This window comes from Bernardetia sp. (assembly GCF_020630935.1).
GTDB lineage: Bacteria > Bacteroidota > Bacteroidia > Cytophagales > Bernardetiaceae > Bernardetia.
Map to the genome: position 1 here is coordinate 1 of NZ_JAHDIG010000050.1, position 18,470 is coordinate 18,470.

Consider the following 18,470-nt stretch of genomic DNA (forward strand, 5'->3'; position numbering starts at 1 on the left):
GTTCATTCTTGATATTTGCCATTCTTTTGCTTACAAAATCTGCCATAGCAGCCAGTTCAGCAGGTGTAAGAGGACGTGTTTGGCTGCTAATTTTTTGATTGCTAGTAAGTATAGTTTCTTCGTTTACCAATACTAGCTCCTTATCTTCCAATATTTTTTTATCTGTTCTTGCATCTTGAAGTGAATCTCTTACTTTTTCTGAAATTTTCCATGCCTGTGGATTTCGTCGACTCGTAACTGTTGGCTGAACTGAAAAAATGGTTACTTGGTTAGACTTAGCAGCCAGTTGAAAGCTATTTTCAATAAGTTTTGGAGAAAGACCAGTAAAAATAATTTCATTCTTTCCTGTCTTTAGATTGGCTTTTGTGGAGCGTGTAATTTGCGCCCTTGTTCTGAAAGCAGTAACAGAGATGATTTTACTACTCACAGATTGAGAGTTTTGATTTTGGGCAAAAAGAGAATGGCTTAATAATGAAGTAACATAAATAGATGTCGTTAAAAATAAGCAGAGGAACAATTTGAAGTTTTTCATAAGATAGTAATAAGTTAATTTTTGTGAAATTTAAACAAGAAAATCAAAAAAAGGCACAAAACCAATTTTGAGAGACTTATACTTGATAGATGATATACTTCGCTTTATTCCATAAAAAAATATTTCTAACTCTAGATTATTTCAATAAATTAGAAGTAATAGAAGTTTGTGAAGCATTACGTGCAGGAACAAAAGAAGCCAAAAGCGTTACCAAAACCACCGTAATACAAACCCATACTATATCCAAATATTCTAACTCTACTGGGTAGGAATCTACAATAGAGTTTCCATTTCCTAAAGGAACAAAGCCCCACTTTTGCTGCGCCAACACCATCGAAACGCTAATAACAATTCCCACAACAGCTCCAATAGAAGCAACAATAGCACCTTCAAAATAAAAGATTTTCTTAATCATGGACTTTGAACCTCCTATTGAAAAAAGTAGGGAAATATCATATCTTTTTTCTACAGCAAGCATAGCCAAAGAGAAAAATATATTGAAACTAGCTAGAGCAAGCACAAAAGAAAAGGCAATATAAGCAAAGAAACGCTCTATTTTAAAAGCTCTAAGAATACTAGCTTGCTGTTCTTCTGCATTTTCTACAACAAATTTTCCTTTAAATTTACCATCCGTTTCTGTTTTGGCATCTCTTACTAATAATCCAGACTTGTCTTCTAGTTCTCTTCTCAATGCCTTTTGTACTTTTTTTATAGAAAAACCTTCTTTAACTTTGATTTCTAAAGAAGTTCGCTGTCTATCATAATCTGTTAGTTTTTTAGCAAAAGAGAGAGGAACAATAACATGATTTTGGTCAAACTGCTGTTCAATAAAAAGCACTCCTCCTGCCATAATTGGTTCTTGATTGAATGCACTTAGTGGATTGGTAGGCGAGATATTCTTTACTCCTTTTTTCGGATACCAGACCTGCAAAGGGGTTACTTCATCGTTCATAGCGACAGAGAGCATCGTATAAACGCCATAGCCTAACAGGGCAAAATCTAAATTTCCTTCTTTTATTTTGAATTTTCCATCAATGATTTGGTCTTTTAGATTGTATTGCTCCGAAAAATTATCACTTACTCCCTTTAAATGAACAGCCATTCGTGTGTCTTTGTACTGAATGAGGGCATTATCTTCAATCACTTCTGTAACTGTTTGTACTCCTTCCACGCTCTTTATGGTTCTTACTAGCGAATCTGTCAAAAGAAAAGACTTTCCTTCTTTAGCTGATATTTTTAGCTCGGCATTGTAGGCTGTGTGTAGCTTGCGTGTTAGGTTTTCTAGTCCATTAAAGACAGAAAGCACAATGATAAGTGCAGCCGTTCCGATAGCTACTCCCACCATAGACATGAAGGTCAGTAGATTGATAAAATTGCGTTTTTTCTTGGCAAAAAAATAACGACGAGCAATAAAAAAAGCAGTATTCATAATAAATAGTTTGCCTCACAATAAGCAAACCTCTCTATTTCATTTAGTAAAAAAAAGTCTTACAAAATTTACTTATAATTGAAACAAGATAATTTTGTAAGACTAAAATAATAATCTGTATTTAAAAGTAGCAACTGACCACTAAGCAAGCAGCCAACTTACTGCTTCTTCTTCTGTTTTGAAATTTTTAGATTCTTCTGGATAGTCGCCTTCGTTTCTCATAGTGTCAAGTTGCTTTAAAGACATTTGGTTGTAAATATCTTCTGCCACAATACGAGCTACTTTGAAAAATTTAGTATCAGAAACTTGATAGGCTTTAGGAAAATAATTTTCTTTGAGCCAGTCTCTATTTTCTTCTGCGATAACCTTACTAGCACTCATATCTACAAGCAACTTATTGACTTGAGTCTTTTCAATAATATCTAATACCTCCAACCAACAAGGTTTGTATTTCTCCAACACCAAAAAGCCTTTCATTTCTACTTTAATATAATTGCCTTTAGGGTGCTCTATATGTTCTACTTGATAACTACCAGCCATACGAGTAAAAAGTTAGTTTTTCTGAAATAATTATTAGTAATGAAATATAAGAACTAATTTAATAAAAGGCTAATTATTCAAACAGAAGATTAGCAAATCATTGCCATTAGCTTTTCATCGAACAAGATATATTTCGTTGGAGAAAAATGCTTTCTATCTTGGTCTTTCATCTTATTGAAAATAGAACGGATTTTATGTTGTTTGTTGCGTTTTGTATCATTGACAGCCGTTTTCAAAATCTTGACAAAATTGATAACGTGTTCACAATGCTCTTTGCCCATAAGTCTAATCTGACGTTGGATACTGCTAATAAGCTGATTGAATAAGTCATATTCTTTCATAATAGCGTATTCTAGTGCCAAAATAGATTTTATCTCTAATTGAGCATAGGGATATTTTTTCAAATTGACATTATTCAAAAGATTGTTGAGCCAACGAGAAGCTTCTTCATATTTATCAGCATAATGACAAGAAATTGCACGATAAGTAATGTATTCAATATGCTTTGGCATATCGTCTTCATCTACTTCGTAGTCTGCAAATAGCATTTCATTTTCTATATACATATACGACTGTTCTCCAGCACGAATGCAACGCTCAATTTTTGTATGTAAAAACTGAGAAGGATAAGTATACCAACTATAATTTGTCAATAAGCTGCTGATTGCTTCATTAACATCTTCATAATATTTTTCAGCCTTACGATATACTTTGTAGTAGTTGTAGTACTCTAAGCGCAAGAACTCAAATAAAAGTCTGAAGTGATAGTAAATAGTATCTTTTTCGTAGGTAGCAAAAATCTTATTTACTTTTATCAAAATATCCTCAATCGGTTCTTCGTCGTCTGTAATACCTTCATCTCCTTCTACAAAAAGCCTGTGGAAAATATTGATACAACTCTGATATACAAACAGACGATGTGACTCATACAAACGAGCTACATTTTCAATTTCATTTTTGAGAAGCGTTAGTCCCAAACGCTCCACCTCATCTCCTGTCATAGAATAGACTCCAAACTTCTTGAAATAGTCAGAGAGAATATCTTCTGCTCTATCAATCGCCAACATATATGCAACGTGTTTGTTGTAGAGTTGAGAATACTCATAATGTTCTGGAGTATGAATATGAAGTTTTTTAAGAGCTTTATAAACTAGAGTAAGTTCATTGGAAAGGTCATAGTCTAATAACTCTTTTTCCAGTTTCTTAATCGTAGCAATAGATATGGTTTTCTTTTTTGTAAAAAGAACTTCATTGATGTTGGCAACCTTTTTCAGCAAATCGGTGCGAGGGCTTTCCATTTGCTGTAACAAATATTCTTCAATTTTTTGGTTTAAACGAGAACGCAATGTATAATACGCATTTGTATTTACATCCAATTCTTCCATCACTGTTCCATCTGCGTGAGTTCTTTCTCGTAAGGCTTTAAGTAAAAAAGCAGATTTATCAGCGTTACTGACAATTAGTGAATCGTATATTGCTTGGTAATCTTTTTCGGATAATTGCAGTATTATATTGGTGAGTTTTGCCATAATATTTTCTTGAATATATGCTTTCGGAAGCTATTTTTATATCACTTATTAAAAGGATGCTTAAAAAATTGGGAAAATCAGTCTCTAAACGTATGTTGAAATGAATACTTAATCATTTTAACCTAAAATTAAGAAAAACTCTAATGCCATAACAACTTTTGCATTCTTTTTTTTCAAAAAAAGTAAAATTTATACGTTGTTAATACAATTTTGCCCTATTCTTCTTCTTTATCCTCTTCTGTACCTTTGTATCTAGCTCGTAGAATAGACATATTAATTTTATCTGGAACTAAAATAGCCTCGGGAAAATCGTCTTTTATAGCTACTAATTTTCGCTGTGCTTCCAACTGACTTACAAAATACCCTGCTTTAATTTTAAATAACGGTTGCTCATATACCGACTCTGCTCTAAGCCCATGTTGAGACAAGATATAGCTTGCTTTATTTCTTACCTCCCTTGCTTTATCACTATCTGAACCTGTGTAAAGTTGAATACGATAGCCAGGCAAAGATTTGAATTCGACATTTTTTGCAGCCAAGCGAACAAGCATAGCATCTACGGCTGTTGCATCTGAAGTAGGTGGAGCAGTGTTGGTAGTTGTATTGATTGGAGTGGTAGTCTCTTCTATATTTTCTATATCTTTTTTTGGAGTTTTATAGGTAGCCAAAGCTGTTCTGAAAGCTCCCAAATCTTCATTATAGACAGAGGCTGTAGTATTGCCAGAAGGTTTTGTCGTTCCACAACTTGATAAAAATGCTACTGAAAGCAAAATGATTAGATAATAATATTTCATTATACTTTTATGGTAATTTGATGATTATATAAAATGGCAAATCAAATTTCTTATTAGTTAGAATCTGATTTGCCAAACTACCTTTTATTTTTTAGAAACTTATATTATCTATACAAATACAGTTCCTATCAAATCTGCAAACTTACGCTCACGCTGTGCAATTTCTTTTGGAGAAAGGTTTTCCAAACGCTCTGTGCCAAACTTTTCTACACAGAAAGAAGCCATAGCCGACCCTTTAACTACTGCCTTTGACATAGTTTGGAAATCTATTGTTCCTTGTTGTGCCATATAGCCAATAAAACCTGCTGCAAATGTATCTCCTGCCCCTGTTGGGTCAAATACTTCTTCTAATGGCAATGCTGGAGAGTAATAAATTTTATCCCCTTCTTCATCAAGTTGGAAAAGAAGCGCACCGTGTTCGCCTTTTTTAATGATTACGTATTTAGGTCCCATTTCGTGAATCTTACGAGCAGCTTTCACTAAAGAATACTCTCCAGAAAGCTGACGAGCCTCTTCATCATTGATAGAAAGAACATCTACAAGTTTTAATGTCTTTTTGAGTTCTTCTAAAGCAACATCCATCCAAAAATTCATTGTATCCATAACGATTAGTTTTGGACGTTTTTTCAATCTTTCAATAACTGTACGCTGTACTTGTGGCGCAAGATTACCAAGCATCAAATACTCACACTCTTGGTATGACTCTGGAATGATTGGGTCAAAATTTTCTAAGACATTGAGTTCTGTGATAAGCGTATCTCTTGAGTTCATGTCGTTGTTATACTTTCCTTTCCAGTAAAAAGATTTTTCATCTTCTTTTACCTGTAATCCTTCAGTATTTACACCATGCGACTCTAACATCTGAATTTTGTCTTTTGGAAAATCTCCACCCACTACGGCTACCAAATTGACAGGTTTTGTAAAATAAGAAGCGCAAAGGCTAATATAAGTGGCAGCACCACCAATAATTTTGTCTGTACTTCCGAAAGGAGTTTCGATAGCATCAAATGCCACCGAACCGACTACTAATAAACTCATAAAAAACGAATGAATAATGAAAAATGGATAATTGACAATATATTTGAATAATGAAAAATCAGATTGTCTATTACTTTTAAAATTTTAAAGAGACAAATTTCTAAAAAAAGCCTACCAATTACAAATCATTTGTCTTGAAAGTATCGCCTTGTCGAATATCACCTGTCTGATAGCCTTTCAAAAACCAACGTTTTCTCTGTGCAGATGTTCCGTGTGTGAAGGTCTCTGGCACAGCATATCCTTGTGCTTGCTTTTGTAAACGGTCGTCTCCGATGGCATTAGCAGCATTTAAAGCTTCTTCTATATCTCCTTCCTCTAAAACATCTTTCCACTTGTCGGCATAATGCGCCCACACACCAGCATAAAAATCAGCTTGAAGTTCTAGCCTCACAGAAAGCTCGTTTTGCTTGGCTTTAGAAACTCTGCCACGTTGCTGATTGACATAATCGCTTGCACCTAGTTTTTTTTGTATGTGATGTCCTACTTCATGGGCAATTACGTAGGCTGCTGCAAAGTCTCCTCCTGCCCCAAAACGATTTTGGAGTTCATTAAAAAAAGTGAGGTCAATGTAAATATCTTGGTCTGCTGGACAGTAGAAAGGTCCTGTGGCAGACTGTCCCATTCCACAAGCTGTCGATGTTGCTCCACTAAAAAGCACCAATTTTGGTTCTGGATAATCTGCATTAAATTCTTCTGCAAAAATTTTATTCCAAACATCTTCTGTATCTTTCAAAACAACAGAAGCAAACTTTCCCATTTGGTCGGTGGGTTGTTCGTTTGAAGTAGTTGTGCTTTCTACACGATTTTGTGATTGAGGAGATGTAGATGCTCCTCCCAAAATGGCTGATGGGTCGCCTCCCAAAAGCATAATAATAATTACCATAATAACACCTCCGATGCCTAGTCCAGCTTTTCCAACTGTCCCACCCATTCGGCTACCACCGCTACCACGACGGTCTTCAATGTTACCACTTCCTTGTCTTCCTTGCCAACGCATAATTGTAAAAATTTAGAGTTTAAAAAATTAGATTACGGTATGATAACTCCAAAATAGATAAATTGTCTTAAAATCTTTTTTTTATTCAAAAAATAATCGATTGTAAAGTCATTTTTCCATAATGTTCAATCTAAATTTGTTTGTATAAGATTTTCTGTATTTTTGATGTTTTTCAAAAAAGTAAGAACAAAATTTTCAGATGTTACAAGATAGTAAGAACAAAATTTTAGACCATCCTTTGCTAATTTGGATTTTTAGCCTTGTTTTACATAGCATTTTATTCTTGCTAGTGTATTCTGTTTTTTGGGCTTCATACAGCGAAACCACTTTCATATTTCTACAAAACTTTTCGCCTCAAAAGACTTTATCTCCTTTCTTTCTTTGGTTATTGATTGTCTGTTTGGGAGTTAGCTTTTCAGCTATTTTCGTACAACTTTTTGCCTCCTTTCCTAAAGTAGAGCAAAAAACTAGAGTCTTGATTCTGTATATTTTAGTTTTTTTTGTAGCATTTATCCCATTATCTCTTTGGCTAGACAAGCATGTTGTGGCTGCTATGTGTGTTCTTTCAGGTGTTAGTTTGCTTATTATTAACTTTAAAAAAAATATTCTCTTTTACACCAATAGTTTTGTAGGCATATTACTTTGTTTGGCTGGGCTTTTTTGGTCATCAAAAGGATTTGGTTGGGCAATGGCTGCCAGTATTCCATTTTCTCTTTGGTATCTTCAAAAAGAAAACATCAAGCGTCAGTTTCCTCAATTTATTGTTTTGGTTTCCCTTATTTTATTAGCTACGCTATGGGATTTTATTCAAGATGAAATCATAACAGAACCATCTACCACTCATTTTTCATCAGAAAAAATTAAAAAAAATGTTCCTCAGTGGCTCTTAGACGAACACTTAATAGAAGTTGGCTGGTCGAAAAATGATTTTCGTTTGTGGCTTGGTGGCTTCAAAGGTTTTGATACAGAAAAAAAAGACGAGCATTTTTCGAAAGAAAGCATTGCAGAAATTACTGATTTTTTATTGCATTATGATACTGCCTTTCCAGTAGAGGGTAATCCAATTTTAGAACTTCGCTATGTCTTTTTACAAATTGCCTTACTCGTTTTTTGGTTTTTATTTTTGAAAAATGATGCACTCTCTCGCTATCGCTTACTGACATATTGGGCTGTTTTGTTTTTGATTTGGGCGTGGACAGAATACATCAGTCAAGATGATGAAAACGGATTTCTGATTGCTCTTTGTGCTTTTGGTGGACTTTTACCTCTCATTGGAGCAAATAGATTTAAAGATATTGTTTTTTTCAAAAATCATCAGAAAATTATTTTTATAGGAATTGTTATCCTTATTGTTGTAGAACTAACTGGAAGTTTGGCAGTCTATATTTCCAAAAGTATAGAGACACGCAGAGAATACGAAGAGTCAAAGGCTGTTTTAGAAATTATCTACCAAGCTCAACTTATCCAAAAAAATATTTATATTGACTGGAATGCTCATCTTGTCTATAAAACTTCCTTGCCTTTTTCTGCTTCTATTCTTTCAAAATTTAATAAAGAGCAATTAGAAAACCATTTGGTTTTGCCTATTCAAGAAGCAAAAAAAATAAATATACTTTCTTCTGAGGTATATTTTGTTTTTCTCTCCCCAGTCAGAAAACAACAAACTGATATGCTTCGTATTTATTTTAGCGAACATCACAATAAACTCGTAGAATGGAAAATGCTTCGAAAAACAGGAGAAATTGAAGTATGGAAGTTGATTGTTTTTTAAAAAACAAACCTATTCCATTTTTTTTGAATGCAACTGATACACTATTTTCTACTTATAGTACAACATTCAAAATAGTATTGTACTACAAGTAAGGTAGTTTTAATTTACTCTTAGATGACTTTTTAGCTAGAAAAATACAATTTAGAGTGTTTAGAATTGTTAAAATTAATTATTACATTTACCTAAACACCACATTCCTAAAAACCACTCAATATAGATACTTCTTCTAATTTGAAAAATATATAACTTATTAAATTACTTCTGCTTATTTAGCAAAATCTAGTTGAGATTTTGTAAAAGAATAGAACTATATGTCTGATACTTATTCCCAAAAAGTACACTCAAGGCATCAAGTAAGAACATTACAAAGCAATGATAGCTATAATGCTAAGTTAATACGACGCATGCAGACAGCTACCATTTTTGCTCCTGTATTGATAGGTATTTTGATGGCTATTAGCTTTTTTGTACTTCAAAATTTTCTTGCAAAACAGCAAGATGATGCTAGTGTAATCAATATTTCTGGACGACAGAGAATGCTAAGTCAGCGTATTGCGAAACATTCAGTATATATGACCATTACGAGGGGAGAAGCACAGGCTAGTCATATCAAGTCGCTTAATAAAGCCTTAGATACTTTTAAGGAATCACATCAAAACCTTACAAAAAAAAGTAATAGCTTAGGCTTTAGTGATAATTATATGCTCTCTGATAACATCAAACATCTATACGACTCTTTAGAACCCCACTATCAAGGACTTATAAAAAGTGTAGATAATTTGCTAGTAGCCAATATTTTACCTAATTCGGCAAAGCGAGCTGAAAATCTTGCAAAGAACTTTGAACACATAGAAAAACATGAAAGAGCTTTTTTACCTATCATGAACACTATCGTTTTTACCTATGACCAAGAAGGACAGGCAAAGGTAGTGCGTCTGCGCTGGGTACAAGGGATAGTAGCTCTTTTTGTATTTTTATTTGCTGTGAGTTTATCTTTTTTCGGTATGCATCCTATGGTCAAAAAAGTTAAACAAGCATTTGTTGATGTAGAAGACGCAAATGCAGAACTTTCTACACAGAACGAAGAGTTACAAGCCTCAGAAGAAGAGATAAGACAAAATGCTGAAGAACTTAGTGCAATGAATGATAATCTTAAAATTTCAGAACACACACTCAAGACGTATATCAACCGAGTAAGAGAAGCTAAAAAAATGGCAAAACTGGCTGCCTATGACTTTGATATTGTTACAGGAAAAATTGCACATACCGAACATCTAAATTACTTACTAAAATTAGATGAAAATATAGTGATTACCAATAAATTAATTGCAGAGTATATTCATCACGATGATAAAGAAGAGGTTTTTGAGAAAAGACAAGAAGCTATCACACACAAAAAAGATGTTTTTTATCGTTTTAGGCTCAAAACAGAAAATTTTGAAGATTGGCATTGGTTTCAAGGAGCTACACATATCGTTTTGGATGAAGACGAAAGGTTAGATTATGTAGTCAATGTACTTCAAGATATTACAGAAACGGTTCAAAAAGAAAATGAAATAAAAAAACTATTAGAAAACTCCCAAAGCAAACAAGCCGAGTTATTAGCTTCAGAAGAAGAACTAAGACAAAATTCAGAAGAGTTACAAAGTATTAATGAGAATCTTTTTATTTCGCAGCGAGAAAGTGAAGAAAAACAACAGTTGCTCAACCGTGCAGAAGAAATGGCAAGAATGGGTAGTTATATACGACGATTTAAAACAGATACCATAACACATTCCGAAAACTTACCTCTGATTTATGGCTTTCCAAAAGGCAAAAGAATTAATAGAGAAATTTTTGCCCAAATTACACACCCAGACGATTTAGAGCAAAATAGACACAAGGTAAAAGTTGCATTGGAGCAGCAAAAAAGCAACATCTTTGTTACCTACAGAGCAAGACCTAACCAAGAAGATGATTGGAAATACTATGAATCTTTTACATTCATTAAATACAATGAAAACAAAGAACCAGATTCTCTGATAGGAACTGTGCAAGAAATAACAGAAGAAGTTTTGAAAAATCAAGAAATGCAAAAACTTTTAGACGAAATTTCTACCAACAAAAAATACTTGGATGAAGCTCAAAAATTAGCAAAAATTGTGAGCTATGAAATGGATATTTATTCAAAAAAAATAAAATGGTCGGAGAGTTTCAGTGAAATTTTTAATATTTTGCCTCAAGATATTCCTTACGATACAGAAGAGTTCCAACAATGGATGAAGGGAAAAAACTTGGAAGAAGCAAATGAAGGTTGGGCAAAAGCAATCACTAGCAAGACGAAGTTTGACGAAATATACCAAATAAATACCCCAAAAGAAGATGTATTTTATATTCGTGAGAGAGGATATCCTGTCTTCGATGAAAATGGAAATCTGATTTGTATGCGAGGAACGCTCCAAGATATTACTAAGACAGAACTTGTAAAAAAAGAAGCAGAGCAAAAGTCCAAACTTATCGAAAAACAGAACAATAATTTTCTTTCTAGTGTCAATTATGCTCAACGCATACAGTCTGCTATGTTAGGAGGAACACAAGAAGTTAAAGATATCTTTAAAGATGCTTTTATTTTCTTCGAACCTAAAGATATTGTTTCTGGAGATTTTTATTGGTATGAAAAGATAGATGATAGTAGAAAAATAGCGATTGTAGGAGACTGTACAGGACATGGTGTACCAGGGGCATTTATGTCTTTGTTAGGAACTACCATTCTGAATGAAATCATTTTGCAAAGACAAATAACCACACCAAGCAAAATTTTAGATGAGCTACAAAAAGAAATTAGACACATTCTAAAACAAGATACAACAGGAAATCGTGATGGAATGGATATCGCTGTCGTTGTAATTGATGAAGCTGTGGGAATGATGGAATTTGCAGGAGCTAAAAACCCATTAGTTTACATTCATAAAAGACGAAAACGAGGAGGTTCTGAGGCTAATTTGACAGTCATAAAAGCAGACCCTTTTTCTATTGGTGGAAGGAAAAGTAAAGTTTTAGAATCCACTTATACCAATCATATCATCAACTTGGAGGATGTAGATGCCTTATATCTGTATTCTGATGGCTATCAAGACCAATTTGGTGGCGAAAATGGAAATAAGTTTATGTCCAAAAATTTCCGTAAGTTATTATATGACACACATAGTACATCAATGCATCATCAGCGTGTTGCCTTAAAAAGAAAGCTCATGAACTGGATAGGAACAGAATACGAACAAATCGATGATATCTGTGTGATGGGAATTACTGTTTAATGTGAACTATATTATATATTTGGTACTGACCTATCGGTCTGACATTAATTAACTTAGGTCAGTACCAACAATTGTATAAACTACATTAGCTTCGCTCGCTTTTAGGTCTTAAACAACTTTATTGTCTATTCAATGATTTCAAAGGTTAGGAGTTGTGTTTTTTGAGCAGAACTAAAATTATTGTCTGAAACAAAAATGAGCGTTTTATTGCCGTTTGCTAACGTTTTTCCAAAAGTCATTCCTTCAATATTATCTACATGTGCTAAACCCATCTTATCAAAATCGGCAATGAGCCTTTTCTTAACTGGAATGTAGTCTTGGTTGGGTATTAGATTTTTTAGGCTTTCAATTTCTCTAGAATCGGTTGCTCCTTTTGTATCTACTAAAAAAAGCTTTACTGTAGTAGCTTCTACTTTGTAGCCTTCAGAATAGGAACGCTCCAAAACTAAAAACTGCTGATTTTTTGTTTCTGAATTTGTTTTCCATTCCAAAATTTCTACAATTCCATTGAGTCCAAAAGCTGTTTTTGGAATAGGTTCTTTTGCTACTGGTTCGGCTAAATAAACCAGTTCTTTTTCAAGTTTTGAAGTCTTTTTATCTAAAAATATCCAACGAACAGGAAACACTCCTTCTGTACTGTGTATTTTTTCTCCATCTTGTTGCAAAGGAGTTTCAGTGAGAAAACATATTGTTTTTTGATTATTTGAAAGAGCTAGAGCCTCAATAGATGCGTTGTGATACCAACCTTTATTTTTTGAAGTATCTATAAGATGTTGGGGAAGAGAAAATTTTCTGATATAATTTCCTTCTATATCCATTTCTGCGATAAAGGGAAAAATATTTCTTTCTCTGTCTCCCTCACTACTCCAAAAAAGTGTATTGGTTTGGCTTGCAAAACAAATACTTTCTGGGTCTGCTATTTTTGCACCTTCACTTTTGGTAGGATAATATTCTCCATTTCCTTGTTTTAAAAAATGTTGAGAAAGAATATTTGCTCTCAAAAATGAATCGTTATTGTAATCTAATTTTGCGTTATAGAAACGTAATCTTCCATTTTCATCAAACAAATCGTCGGAGAGCAAATAATATGTATCATTTTTTGCATCATAATCAATGGCAGAAAGCCCTCCAACAGTCATTTTTTCATTTTTCTCTCCAAATGTTCTATCAAAAGGTATTATTTTTTCTCCAATATATCGAAGCGTAAAAGGTAACTTATCTCCTACTTCTTGGCTTGAGATAGTTTTTTTAGATTGACAGTTTGTAAATAATAAAAAAATACAAAGACAAAAGATAGTACAGTACTTCATTTCTTATAGTTTTTACTTTCTTCCAACTATTTTTCTGCTTGGTCAGTATCTTCTAAATATACTTCTAAAAGACCTTCTGGAAGGTGCATCAAAATAGATTTATTTTCTCTATCAAACTCTTTGATAAGTTCTTTTTTTAAAGGAATCAATATTTCTTTTTCTTTATAATTGATAACTAATAAGTCGTTCTGAGGAAGATTATAAATCGTTTCTATTTTTCCTAGCTTTCCTTTTTCTGTATCAGAAACAACAAAACCAATGATTTCGTGATAGAAAAACTCATCATCTTCTAGTTTTGGAACAAACTCATCAGGTAAAAATAATTTGAGTTTTCTAAATTCTTCGGCTTGTTCGATGGTGTCGATTCCTTCTAGCTTCAAAATTACTTTCTGTCCTACTTGTGGTCGTAAATTTTCTACAAAAAACGGCACTAACTGCCCATTTTGCTCTACTAAAATGGATTCAATATTAAGATATAAATCAATATTATCTGTATCCCAAAAAGCCTGTATATCGCCTTTGAGACCGTGTGGTTTTATGAGTGAACCAAGTTCAAAACAATTTTCTTTTGTCATATAATAATTTTAGAGTTAAGAAGGTAGAGTAAATAACGAATGAAAAGTAAAATTACAAAAATTATTGACTGCTTACTGATTCGTCTTCTTCCCTAAGTTTGTCTAAAAGTGCGCTCAAAAGTCCTGCTTCTGCATCTGAGAGGTTCAAATAATTTGGCTTATCAATAGGTTCTTCTTGGTCGATTTGTTTTAAAAGTTCTAACCCAGCTTCTGTAATTGAAATATTGACTTCTCTTCTATCAACTTCGCCACGGCATTTATTGATATAACCTTTCTTGATGAGTTTGTCCATTATACGAGTAGTATTGGAGTTTTTGTCAATCATTCGGTCAGTAATATCTTTTGCACATAAAGAACTGGGAGACGAACCACGCAGAATACGCAACACATTGTACTGCTCTTGTGATAGTCCATATCCCTTTAGTTTGCTGATAACCTTTCCACGCAACCAACTTGCTGTAAACATAATATTTAACATCGCTTTATGCTGGTCAGATTTGAATTTATTGGTTTTTAAAGCACTTTCTATTTTCATGTTTTATAAATAAAGTAAAAATTCACAAACTTTTATTTGACTTATCAATTATTGTATCCACAACTACTTTTGATGTATTTATGTTTTGAAAATACGTTTGTATATTTTATCGTTGCGCTCCAAAAACTTGAGTCCAGTAGTTGGCTTCTCTTCCTACGCCCATCTCTTCAAAACTAGCCTTCATAATATTTTTACAATGTCCTTCACTGTTTAGCCATCCTTCGATGACAGCTTCTTCGGTGGTATAACCTTCAGCTATATTTTCTCCATACGTTCGCCAAATATATCCTTGATTTTCTATTCTCTCGCCAGCATCTGAGCCATTTTTTCCTGTGTGAGAAAAGTAATTATTTTCGCTCATATCTTTACTATGAAGATAAGCTGCTTTGGCAAGAGTTTCATTCCAACTAATCGGATTTACTGGTGGCATTTGTTCACTACCACATATACAACCTTGTGTTCTCTGCTGATTGACCAAATCAACTAACTTTTGCCCATCTACATTAAAACCTGTTGGAACAGTTGAAGTATCCGTATCTTCTTCGTCTTCTACTTGACAAGAAAACATAAGAGTAGAAAAGCAAAATAAAATAACACCTAATTTAATATGATAAGGCTTCATAGTTGAAATAATTTTATTGTTTGAAAAATATATTTATGACTTTGGCAAATGATTTTTTTAATAGAATAATTCTCTTTGTGTTGGCTTGCCCTACGGGACTGAGCTTATTTTCACTTATTTTCGTCCTTAGGTCAATTTGGTAAGCGACTGATTTTGCGAAAGTCCTAATATTGTCTAATTATTTTTAACACGTATTTCCTCTAAGTTAGGTTTAAAAAAAGAAGAAGAAGGAAAATGTTCGTGATAAGCAGGAAAGTCTTGAAAGGGTGCAATCCATTCAGGCATAGAAAGATGACGCACATGGCGAGATTCTGTAGAAAAGCAAAAGTCTGTGAGCAAAAATTGTTTCGAAATCATCCTTTGGTTTTGGTAATATGTTTTTGTTTGGTTACTCTGAAAAACTTGATAACCAGCTACACCAAACAATAAGGCAAAGAAGAATATCCAAGTTAGAATAATGTATTTGAAATAGTTTTTCATAGGTTTATAGACAATAGGGCAACAAATTTACACACAAAAATAACGATTCTTAAACTCTCGTGTAGAGACTAATTTATTTTTATCAATAAAAAATCGTAACTTGCAAGCATATTAAACCATATCGTCTTTTTTGTTTTTGAAATAATTTATTTCGATAGCAAGAAAGATATTTTTTTTATAATTCAATTAAATTTAGAGCATGTCACAGAGCGCAAAAAAAGGCGATTTAGTACAAGTACATTATGTAGGCAAATTTGAAGACGGAAACGTTTTCGATTCTTCAAGAGATAGAAAAGAGCCTATTGAGTTTAAGGTAGGAGCAGGACAAATGATAAAAGGTTTTGATGCTGCTGTAGAGGGAATGAGCCTTAGCGAGTCAAAAACAATCACTTTACCACCAAGTGAAGCGTATGGAGAGTCAAATCCAGAAAATATTGTTACGTTTCCTAAAGACAAATTGCCAGCAGGAATGAACCCTAATAAAGGAGACCAACTTGCTTTGCAAGGACAAAATGGTGAGCAAATCCCTGTAGTAGTAGTTGAAGCAAATGAGGAAGGCGTTGTTTTGGACGCTAATCACCCAATGGCTGGAAAAACTTTAGTATTTGAGTTAGAACTTGTTGGAATCAATCCTTCAACAGTAGAAGGTGGCACACTTGCTGACTAATTTTTAATAGTTTAACTCTATCAAATAAAAAATGCTATTCCTGTTAAACAAGAATAGCATTTTTTTAATGTCTTATATTTTTTATTTGCTACCTCCTTTTGGCAAAACTGTTCCAAACAAAACTAAAGATTCTGATGAATTGGAAGCATTAGAAATAACTGTAATTACTTTTCGCTGCTGCCCTGCTTTGTGAGCAGAATTGAAACGCACAATAATTTTTCCTTCCTCGTTTGGAGCAATAGGTTCTTTTGTCCATTCGGGGGCAGTACAACCACAAGTAGTTCGAATATCTTGCAGCATTAATGGATAATCTCCCGTATTTTTAAAGGTAAAGACACGCTCTACCACTTCACCTTCTTCTACTTCACCAAAATCGTGTTCACGGTCTGTAAAAGTAAGTTTAGCTTGTCTGTCGTCAGCTTTTTTAGTGAAAGTAGTTTTGTCGTTTGTTGTTTGGGCTTGCAACGTTGTTTGTCCGAAAAAGAAAACCATTGTGCCTAAAAGTGAGAGAAAAAAAGTCTTTTTCATAATTTGTTGATATATTTTTTTTACTGTCAAAATTTAATTTATTCTAAAGTTTGTAAGGAAAACCTTATTTTGCTGATGTTTGTTTTTAGCTTTGAAAGCCTAATATTTTACAGATTATAATTCAATTATTTTGCCATAAAGCCAAAGTTTATAACTAAATCAAAATTATAAAATCATCATTTCAAATTTAATCTATTTTTTATGAAAGTTATCTCATCTTATTCGTTTTTATATTTTTTTCTACTTTTATTTTCTATCTCTTGCCTGTTTAGTTCTTGTGAGTTGGGTGATGAAAGAATAGGAGGTTTTCCACCCGAAGGACAAATTTGGGCTGAAATAGAAAACTTAGAATATACATTTGCAGACCCAAGTGGTACGATTCCATCTCTTCTAAACACTTATTCAGAAAGTACCAAGTCTTTGTCTATATACCGTTCTACTGATTTTAACTCTACAAGATTTGGAGCTTTTCGTGTTCTGCTCACTCGCTTCGATTTTGATAATACTACACCAAGAACATTAGATAATAGTAATGTCAGACTAGAATTTTCACAAGGAAATATAGCCTATATTGGAACAGAAGATGCTGTTCAGTTAGAGATTTTGAGCATAGAAAATGATATTATTAAAGCTACTTTTAGTGGACTATTAACTAACAGAGACAATCCGAATCAGCAAATTAGAGTGCGAAATGGCTCTTTACATATCAGAATTAGGAGAGAATAAACTTCTTAGCAAATATATATTTATCTAAAAGTCAATACATTATGATTAAAAAATATTTTGTATTGACTTTTTTTATGTGATTGAATCAAATATTATTTTGTAGATTTGTGGCTTTCAAAAAATAAAAAAATAGTAAGGTCTAAAACATCTACTACAACACACTCACTAATAATTATTTTTTATCAAAATCCTATTGTATGGACTTAAAGCATTATCCTTTAGTTTTTATTTTTGCTTCCATTATTTTTTCATCTTTTACAACAGGCAAACCTGCCAAACCCAGTACGACAAAAAGAAAAAATACACACGGTCTTATTTTTTCCTCAACTACTTCAAATAGTTCAGTTTCATCAACATCTTATTTAAACTGCTTCCAAACTCCTTTCGATTTCATTCCTACTTTTAATCTTCCCATAGAGAAAGATACTCTAAAGAATAAAGTCCAAAGTGCAGAATTAGATATTTTATCCTTGTTAGATGAAGAAGCAAGTCAAAAAACAAATCCACAGAACATTGAATCTGATATAAACAATACAGTCTATTTCCCTTCTCCAAATAATATCACAGTTGCGCCTCATATTTTAGAAAAAATAATAGAAAGAGAAGAGTTCACTAACTCATTAGTTGATATTGCTATACAGCAAGAAGGCGTTCCTTATGTGTATGGAGGAAAATCTCCTAATGGTTTTGACTGTTCTGGTTTCGTTTCTTATGTGTATGGTCAGTTTAACATCAACCTTCCCTCATCTTCTCGCTCTTATGAGTATGTAGGTAGAGAAATTACACTAGAAGAGGTTCAAGTGGGCGATATTCTTTGTTTCACAGGTAGAAATGCTCGTTCAGGGCGCACAGGACATGTCGGAATTGTTGTAGAAAATAATCCAGATGAGCCTATCAAATTTATTCACGCAGCCTCTGGAAGCAGAAGACAAATTACTTACAGCACAATGGAAAGCAGTTATTACAAACCTCGTTTTCGTTCAGCTCGTCGTATTTCTATGCCTATCATAGAAGATATTTTAGAAGAAAGCGTAGAAGAAACTGAATAACTTTTCTTCTCTCATAATCATAAAAAAACGGATATAGAACATGATTCTTATA

18 protein-coding genes are annotated in these 18,470 nt (G+C 33.2%); 5 read left to right on the forward strand and 13 right to left on the reverse strand.

Translation table 11 applies throughout. The features are described 5' to 3' along the window. From QZ659_RS13885 to QZ659_RS13915, 7 genes are all read right to left on the reverse strand, one after another. On the reverse strand, positions 1 to 532 hold a 532-nt coding region (locus QZ659_RS13885), incomplete at its 3' end, for a DUF4140 domain-containing protein (RefSeq protein WP_291726430.1). 136 nt (positions 533 to 668) lie between these two features. Continuing rightward, positions 669 to 1,961, reverse strand: coding sequence for an FtsX-like permease family protein (locus QZ659_RS13890; protein ID WP_291726431.1), 1,293 nt, complete (start codon positions 1,959 to 1,961; stop codon positions 669 to 671). Between the two features lie 141 nt (positions 1,962 to 2,102). Further along, positions 2,103 to 2,501: a hypothetical protein gene (locus tag QZ659_RS13895; RefSeq protein ID WP_291726432.1), complete on the reverse strand. Its 399-nt coding sequence runs from the start codon at positions 2,499 to 2,501 to the stop codon at positions 2,103 to 2,105. 89 nt (positions 2,502 to 2,590) lie between these two features. Beyond that, complete coding sequence (locus QZ659_RS13900; protein WP_291726433.1) at positions 2,591 to 4,030, reverse strand: hypothetical protein; 1,440 nt, start codon at positions 4,028 to 4,030, stop codon at positions 2,591 to 2,593. A 215-nt stretch (positions 4,031 to 4,245) separates the two neighbouring features. Then, on the reverse strand, positions 4,246 to 4,824 hold the full coding sequence (locus QZ659_RS13905) for a hypothetical protein (protein WP_291726434.1): 579 nt from the start codon (positions 4,822 to 4,824) through the stop codon (positions 4,246 to 4,248). 108 nt (positions 4,825 to 4,932) lie between these two features. Next, positions 4,933 to 5,862, reverse strand: a complete 930-nt coding sequence (locus tag QZ659_RS13910) for a PfkB family carbohydrate kinase (RefSeq protein ID WP_291726435.1) — start codon at positions 5,860 to 5,862, stop codon at positions 4,933 to 4,935. Between the two features lie 118 nt (positions 5,863 to 5,980). Then, positions 5,981 to 6,859, reverse strand: a complete 879-nt coding sequence (locus QZ659_RS13915) for a neutral zinc metallopeptidase (protein ID WP_291726436.1) — start codon at positions 6,857 to 6,859, stop codon at positions 5,981 to 5,983. A 199-nt stretch (positions 6,860 to 7,058) separates the two neighbouring features. Between QZ659_RS13915 and QZ659_RS13920 the strand changes: the two genes are divergently transcribed. Further along, positions 7,059 to 8,630: a hypothetical protein gene (locus tag QZ659_RS13920; protein WP_291726437.1), complete on the forward strand. Its 1,572-nt coding sequence runs from the start codon at positions 7,059 to 7,061 to the stop codon at positions 8,628 to 8,630. Between the two features lie 311 nt (positions 8,631 to 8,941). Further along, positions 8,942 to 11,926, forward strand: coding sequence for a PAS domain-containing protein (locus tag QZ659_RS13925; RefSeq protein WP_291726438.1), 2,985 nt, complete (start codon positions 8,942 to 8,944; stop codon positions 11,924 to 11,926). 125 nt (positions 11,927 to 12,051) lie between these two features. Here the strand turns inward: QZ659_RS13925 and QZ659_RS13930 are convergent, their stop codons facing one another. The 5 genes from QZ659_RS13930 to QZ659_RS13950 all read right to left on the reverse strand — a co-directional run bounded on the left by QZ659_RS13930 (position 12,052) and on the right by QZ659_RS13950 (position 15,448). Then, the gene (locus tag QZ659_RS13930; protein WP_291726439.1) at positions 12,052 to 13,236 is read right to left on the reverse strand and encodes an esterase-like activity of phytase family protein; all 1,185 of its coding nucleotides are present in this window, start codon (positions 13,234 to 13,236) and stop codon (positions 12,052 to 12,054) included. Between the two features lie 26 nt (positions 13,237 to 13,262). Further along, positions 13,263 to 13,811: a ribosome maturation factor RimM gene (gene rimM / locus QZ659_RS13935; protein ID WP_291726440.1), complete on the reverse strand. Its 549-nt coding sequence runs from the start codon at positions 13,809 to 13,811 to the stop codon at positions 13,263 to 13,265. Positions 13,812 to 13,872: 61 nt separating this feature from the next. After that, entirely contained in the window at positions 13,873 to 14,346 is a 474-nt protein-coding gene (locus QZ659_RS13940) for a MarR family winged helix-turn-helix transcriptional regulator (RefSeq protein WP_291726441.1), read from the reverse strand. Positions 14,347 to 14,452: 106 nt separating this feature from the next. Continuing rightward, positions 14,453 to 14,968, reverse strand: coding sequence for a CAP domain-containing protein (locus QZ659_RS13945; RefSeq protein WP_291726442.1), 516 nt, complete (start codon positions 14,966 to 14,968; stop codon positions 14,453 to 14,455). Positions 14,969 to 15,142: 174 nt separating this feature from the next. Then, on the reverse strand, positions 15,143 to 15,448 hold the full coding sequence (locus QZ659_RS13950; RefSeq protein WP_291726443.1) for a hypothetical protein: 306 nt from the start codon (positions 15,446 to 15,448) through the stop codon (positions 15,143 to 15,145). Positions 15,449 to 15,647: 199 nt separating this feature from the next. Here QZ659_RS13950 and QZ659_RS13955 point away from each other — a divergent pair, with 199 nt between their 5' ends. Next, positions 15,648 to 16,115, forward strand: coding sequence for an FKBP-type peptidyl-prolyl cis-trans isomerase (locus QZ659_RS13955; protein WP_291726444.1), 468 nt, complete (start codon positions 15,648 to 15,650; stop codon positions 16,113 to 16,115). Positions 16,116 to 16,196: 81 nt separating this feature from the next. Here QZ659_RS13955 and QZ659_RS13960 read toward each other — a convergent pair whose 3' ends face one another. Further along, positions 16,197 to 16,643, reverse strand: a complete 447-nt coding sequence (locus tag QZ659_RS13960; RefSeq protein ID WP_291726445.1) for a DUF1573 domain-containing protein — start codon at positions 16,641 to 16,643, stop codon at positions 16,197 to 16,199. A 201-nt stretch (positions 16,644 to 16,844) separates the two neighbouring features. Between QZ659_RS13960 and QZ659_RS13965 the strand changes: the two genes are divergently transcribed. Both QZ659_RS13965 and QZ659_RS13970 read left to right on the forward strand, forming a co-directional pair. Then, positions 16,845 to 17,369 carry a hypothetical protein gene (locus QZ659_RS13965; RefSeq protein WP_291726446.1) on the forward strand — a complete coding sequence of 175 codons (525 nt, stop codon included), beginning with the start codon at positions 16,845 to 16,847 and terminating at the stop codon, positions 17,367 to 17,369. A 197-nt stretch (positions 17,370 to 17,566) separates the two neighbouring features. Then, complete coding sequence (locus tag QZ659_RS13970) at positions 17,567 to 18,418, forward strand: C40 family peptidase (RefSeq protein WP_291726447.1); 852 nt, start codon at positions 17,567 to 17,569, stop codon at positions 18,416 to 18,418. Positions 18,419 to 18,470: the final 52 nt, after the last annotated feature.

Coding starts and splice junctions, on each gene's coding strand:
- QZ659_RS13925 (WP_291726438.1), top strand. CDS start 8,942: ATGTCTGATACTTATTCCCAAAAAGTACACTCAAGGCATCAAGTAAGA.
- QZ659_RS13955 (WP_291726444.1), top strand. CDS start 15,648: ATGTCACAGAGCGCAAAAAAAGGCGATTTAGTACAAGTACATTATGTA.
- QZ659_RS13940 (WP_291726441.1), bottom strand. CDS start 14,346: ATGAAAATAGAAAGTGCTTTAAAAACCAATAAATTCAAATCTGACCAG.
- QZ659_RS13930 (WP_291726439.1), bottom strand. CDS start 13,236: ATGAAGTACTGTACTATCTTTTGTCTTTGTATTTTTTTATTATTTACA.
- QZ659_RS13900 (WP_291726433.1), bottom strand. CDS start 4,030: ATGGCAAAACTCACCAATATAATACTGCAATTATCCGAAAAAGATTAC.
- QZ659_RS13945 (WP_291726442.1), bottom strand. CDS start 14,968: ATGAAGCCTTATCATATTAAATTAGGTGTTATTTTATTTTGCTTTTCT.
- QZ659_RS13890 (WP_291726431.1), bottom strand. CDS start 1,961: ATGAATACTGCTTTTTTTATTGCTCGTCGTTATTTTTTTGCCAAGAAA.
- rimM (WP_291726440.1), bottom strand. CDS start 13,811: ATGACAAAAGAAAATTGTTTTGAACTTGGTTCACTCATAAAACCACAC.
- QZ659_RS13905 (WP_291726434.1), bottom strand. CDS start 4,824: ATGAAATATTATTATCTAATCATTTTGCTTTCAGTAGCATTTTTATCA.
- QZ659_RS13970 (WP_291726447.1), top strand. CDS start 17,567: ATGGACTTAAAGCATTATCCTTTAGTTTTTATTTTTGCTTCCATTATT.
- QZ659_RS13950 (WP_291726443.1), bottom strand. CDS start 15,448: ATGAAAAACTATTTCAAATACATTATTCTAACTTGGATATTCTTCTTT.
- QZ659_RS13920 (WP_291726437.1), top strand. CDS start 7,059: ATGTTACAAGATAGTAAGAACAAAATTTTAGACCATCCTTTGCTAATT.
- QZ659_RS13915 (WP_291726436.1), bottom strand. CDS start 6,859: ATGCGTTGGCAAGGAAGACAAGGAAGTGGTAACATTGAAGACCGTCGT.
- QZ659_RS13960 (WP_291726445.1), bottom strand. CDS start 16,643: ATGAAAAAGACTTTTTTTCTCTCACTTTTAGGCACAATGGTTTTCTTT.
- QZ659_RS13895 (WP_291726432.1), bottom strand. CDS start 2,501: ATGGCTGGTAGTTATCAAGTAGAACATATAGAGCACCCTAAAGGCAAT.
- QZ659_RS13965 (WP_291726446.1), top strand. CDS start 16,845: ATGAAAGTTATCTCATCTTATTCGTTTTTATATTTTTTTCTACTTTTA.
- QZ659_RS13910 (WP_291726435.1), bottom strand. CDS start 5,862: ATGAGTTTATTAGTAGTCGGTTCGGTGGCATTTGATGCTATCGAAACT.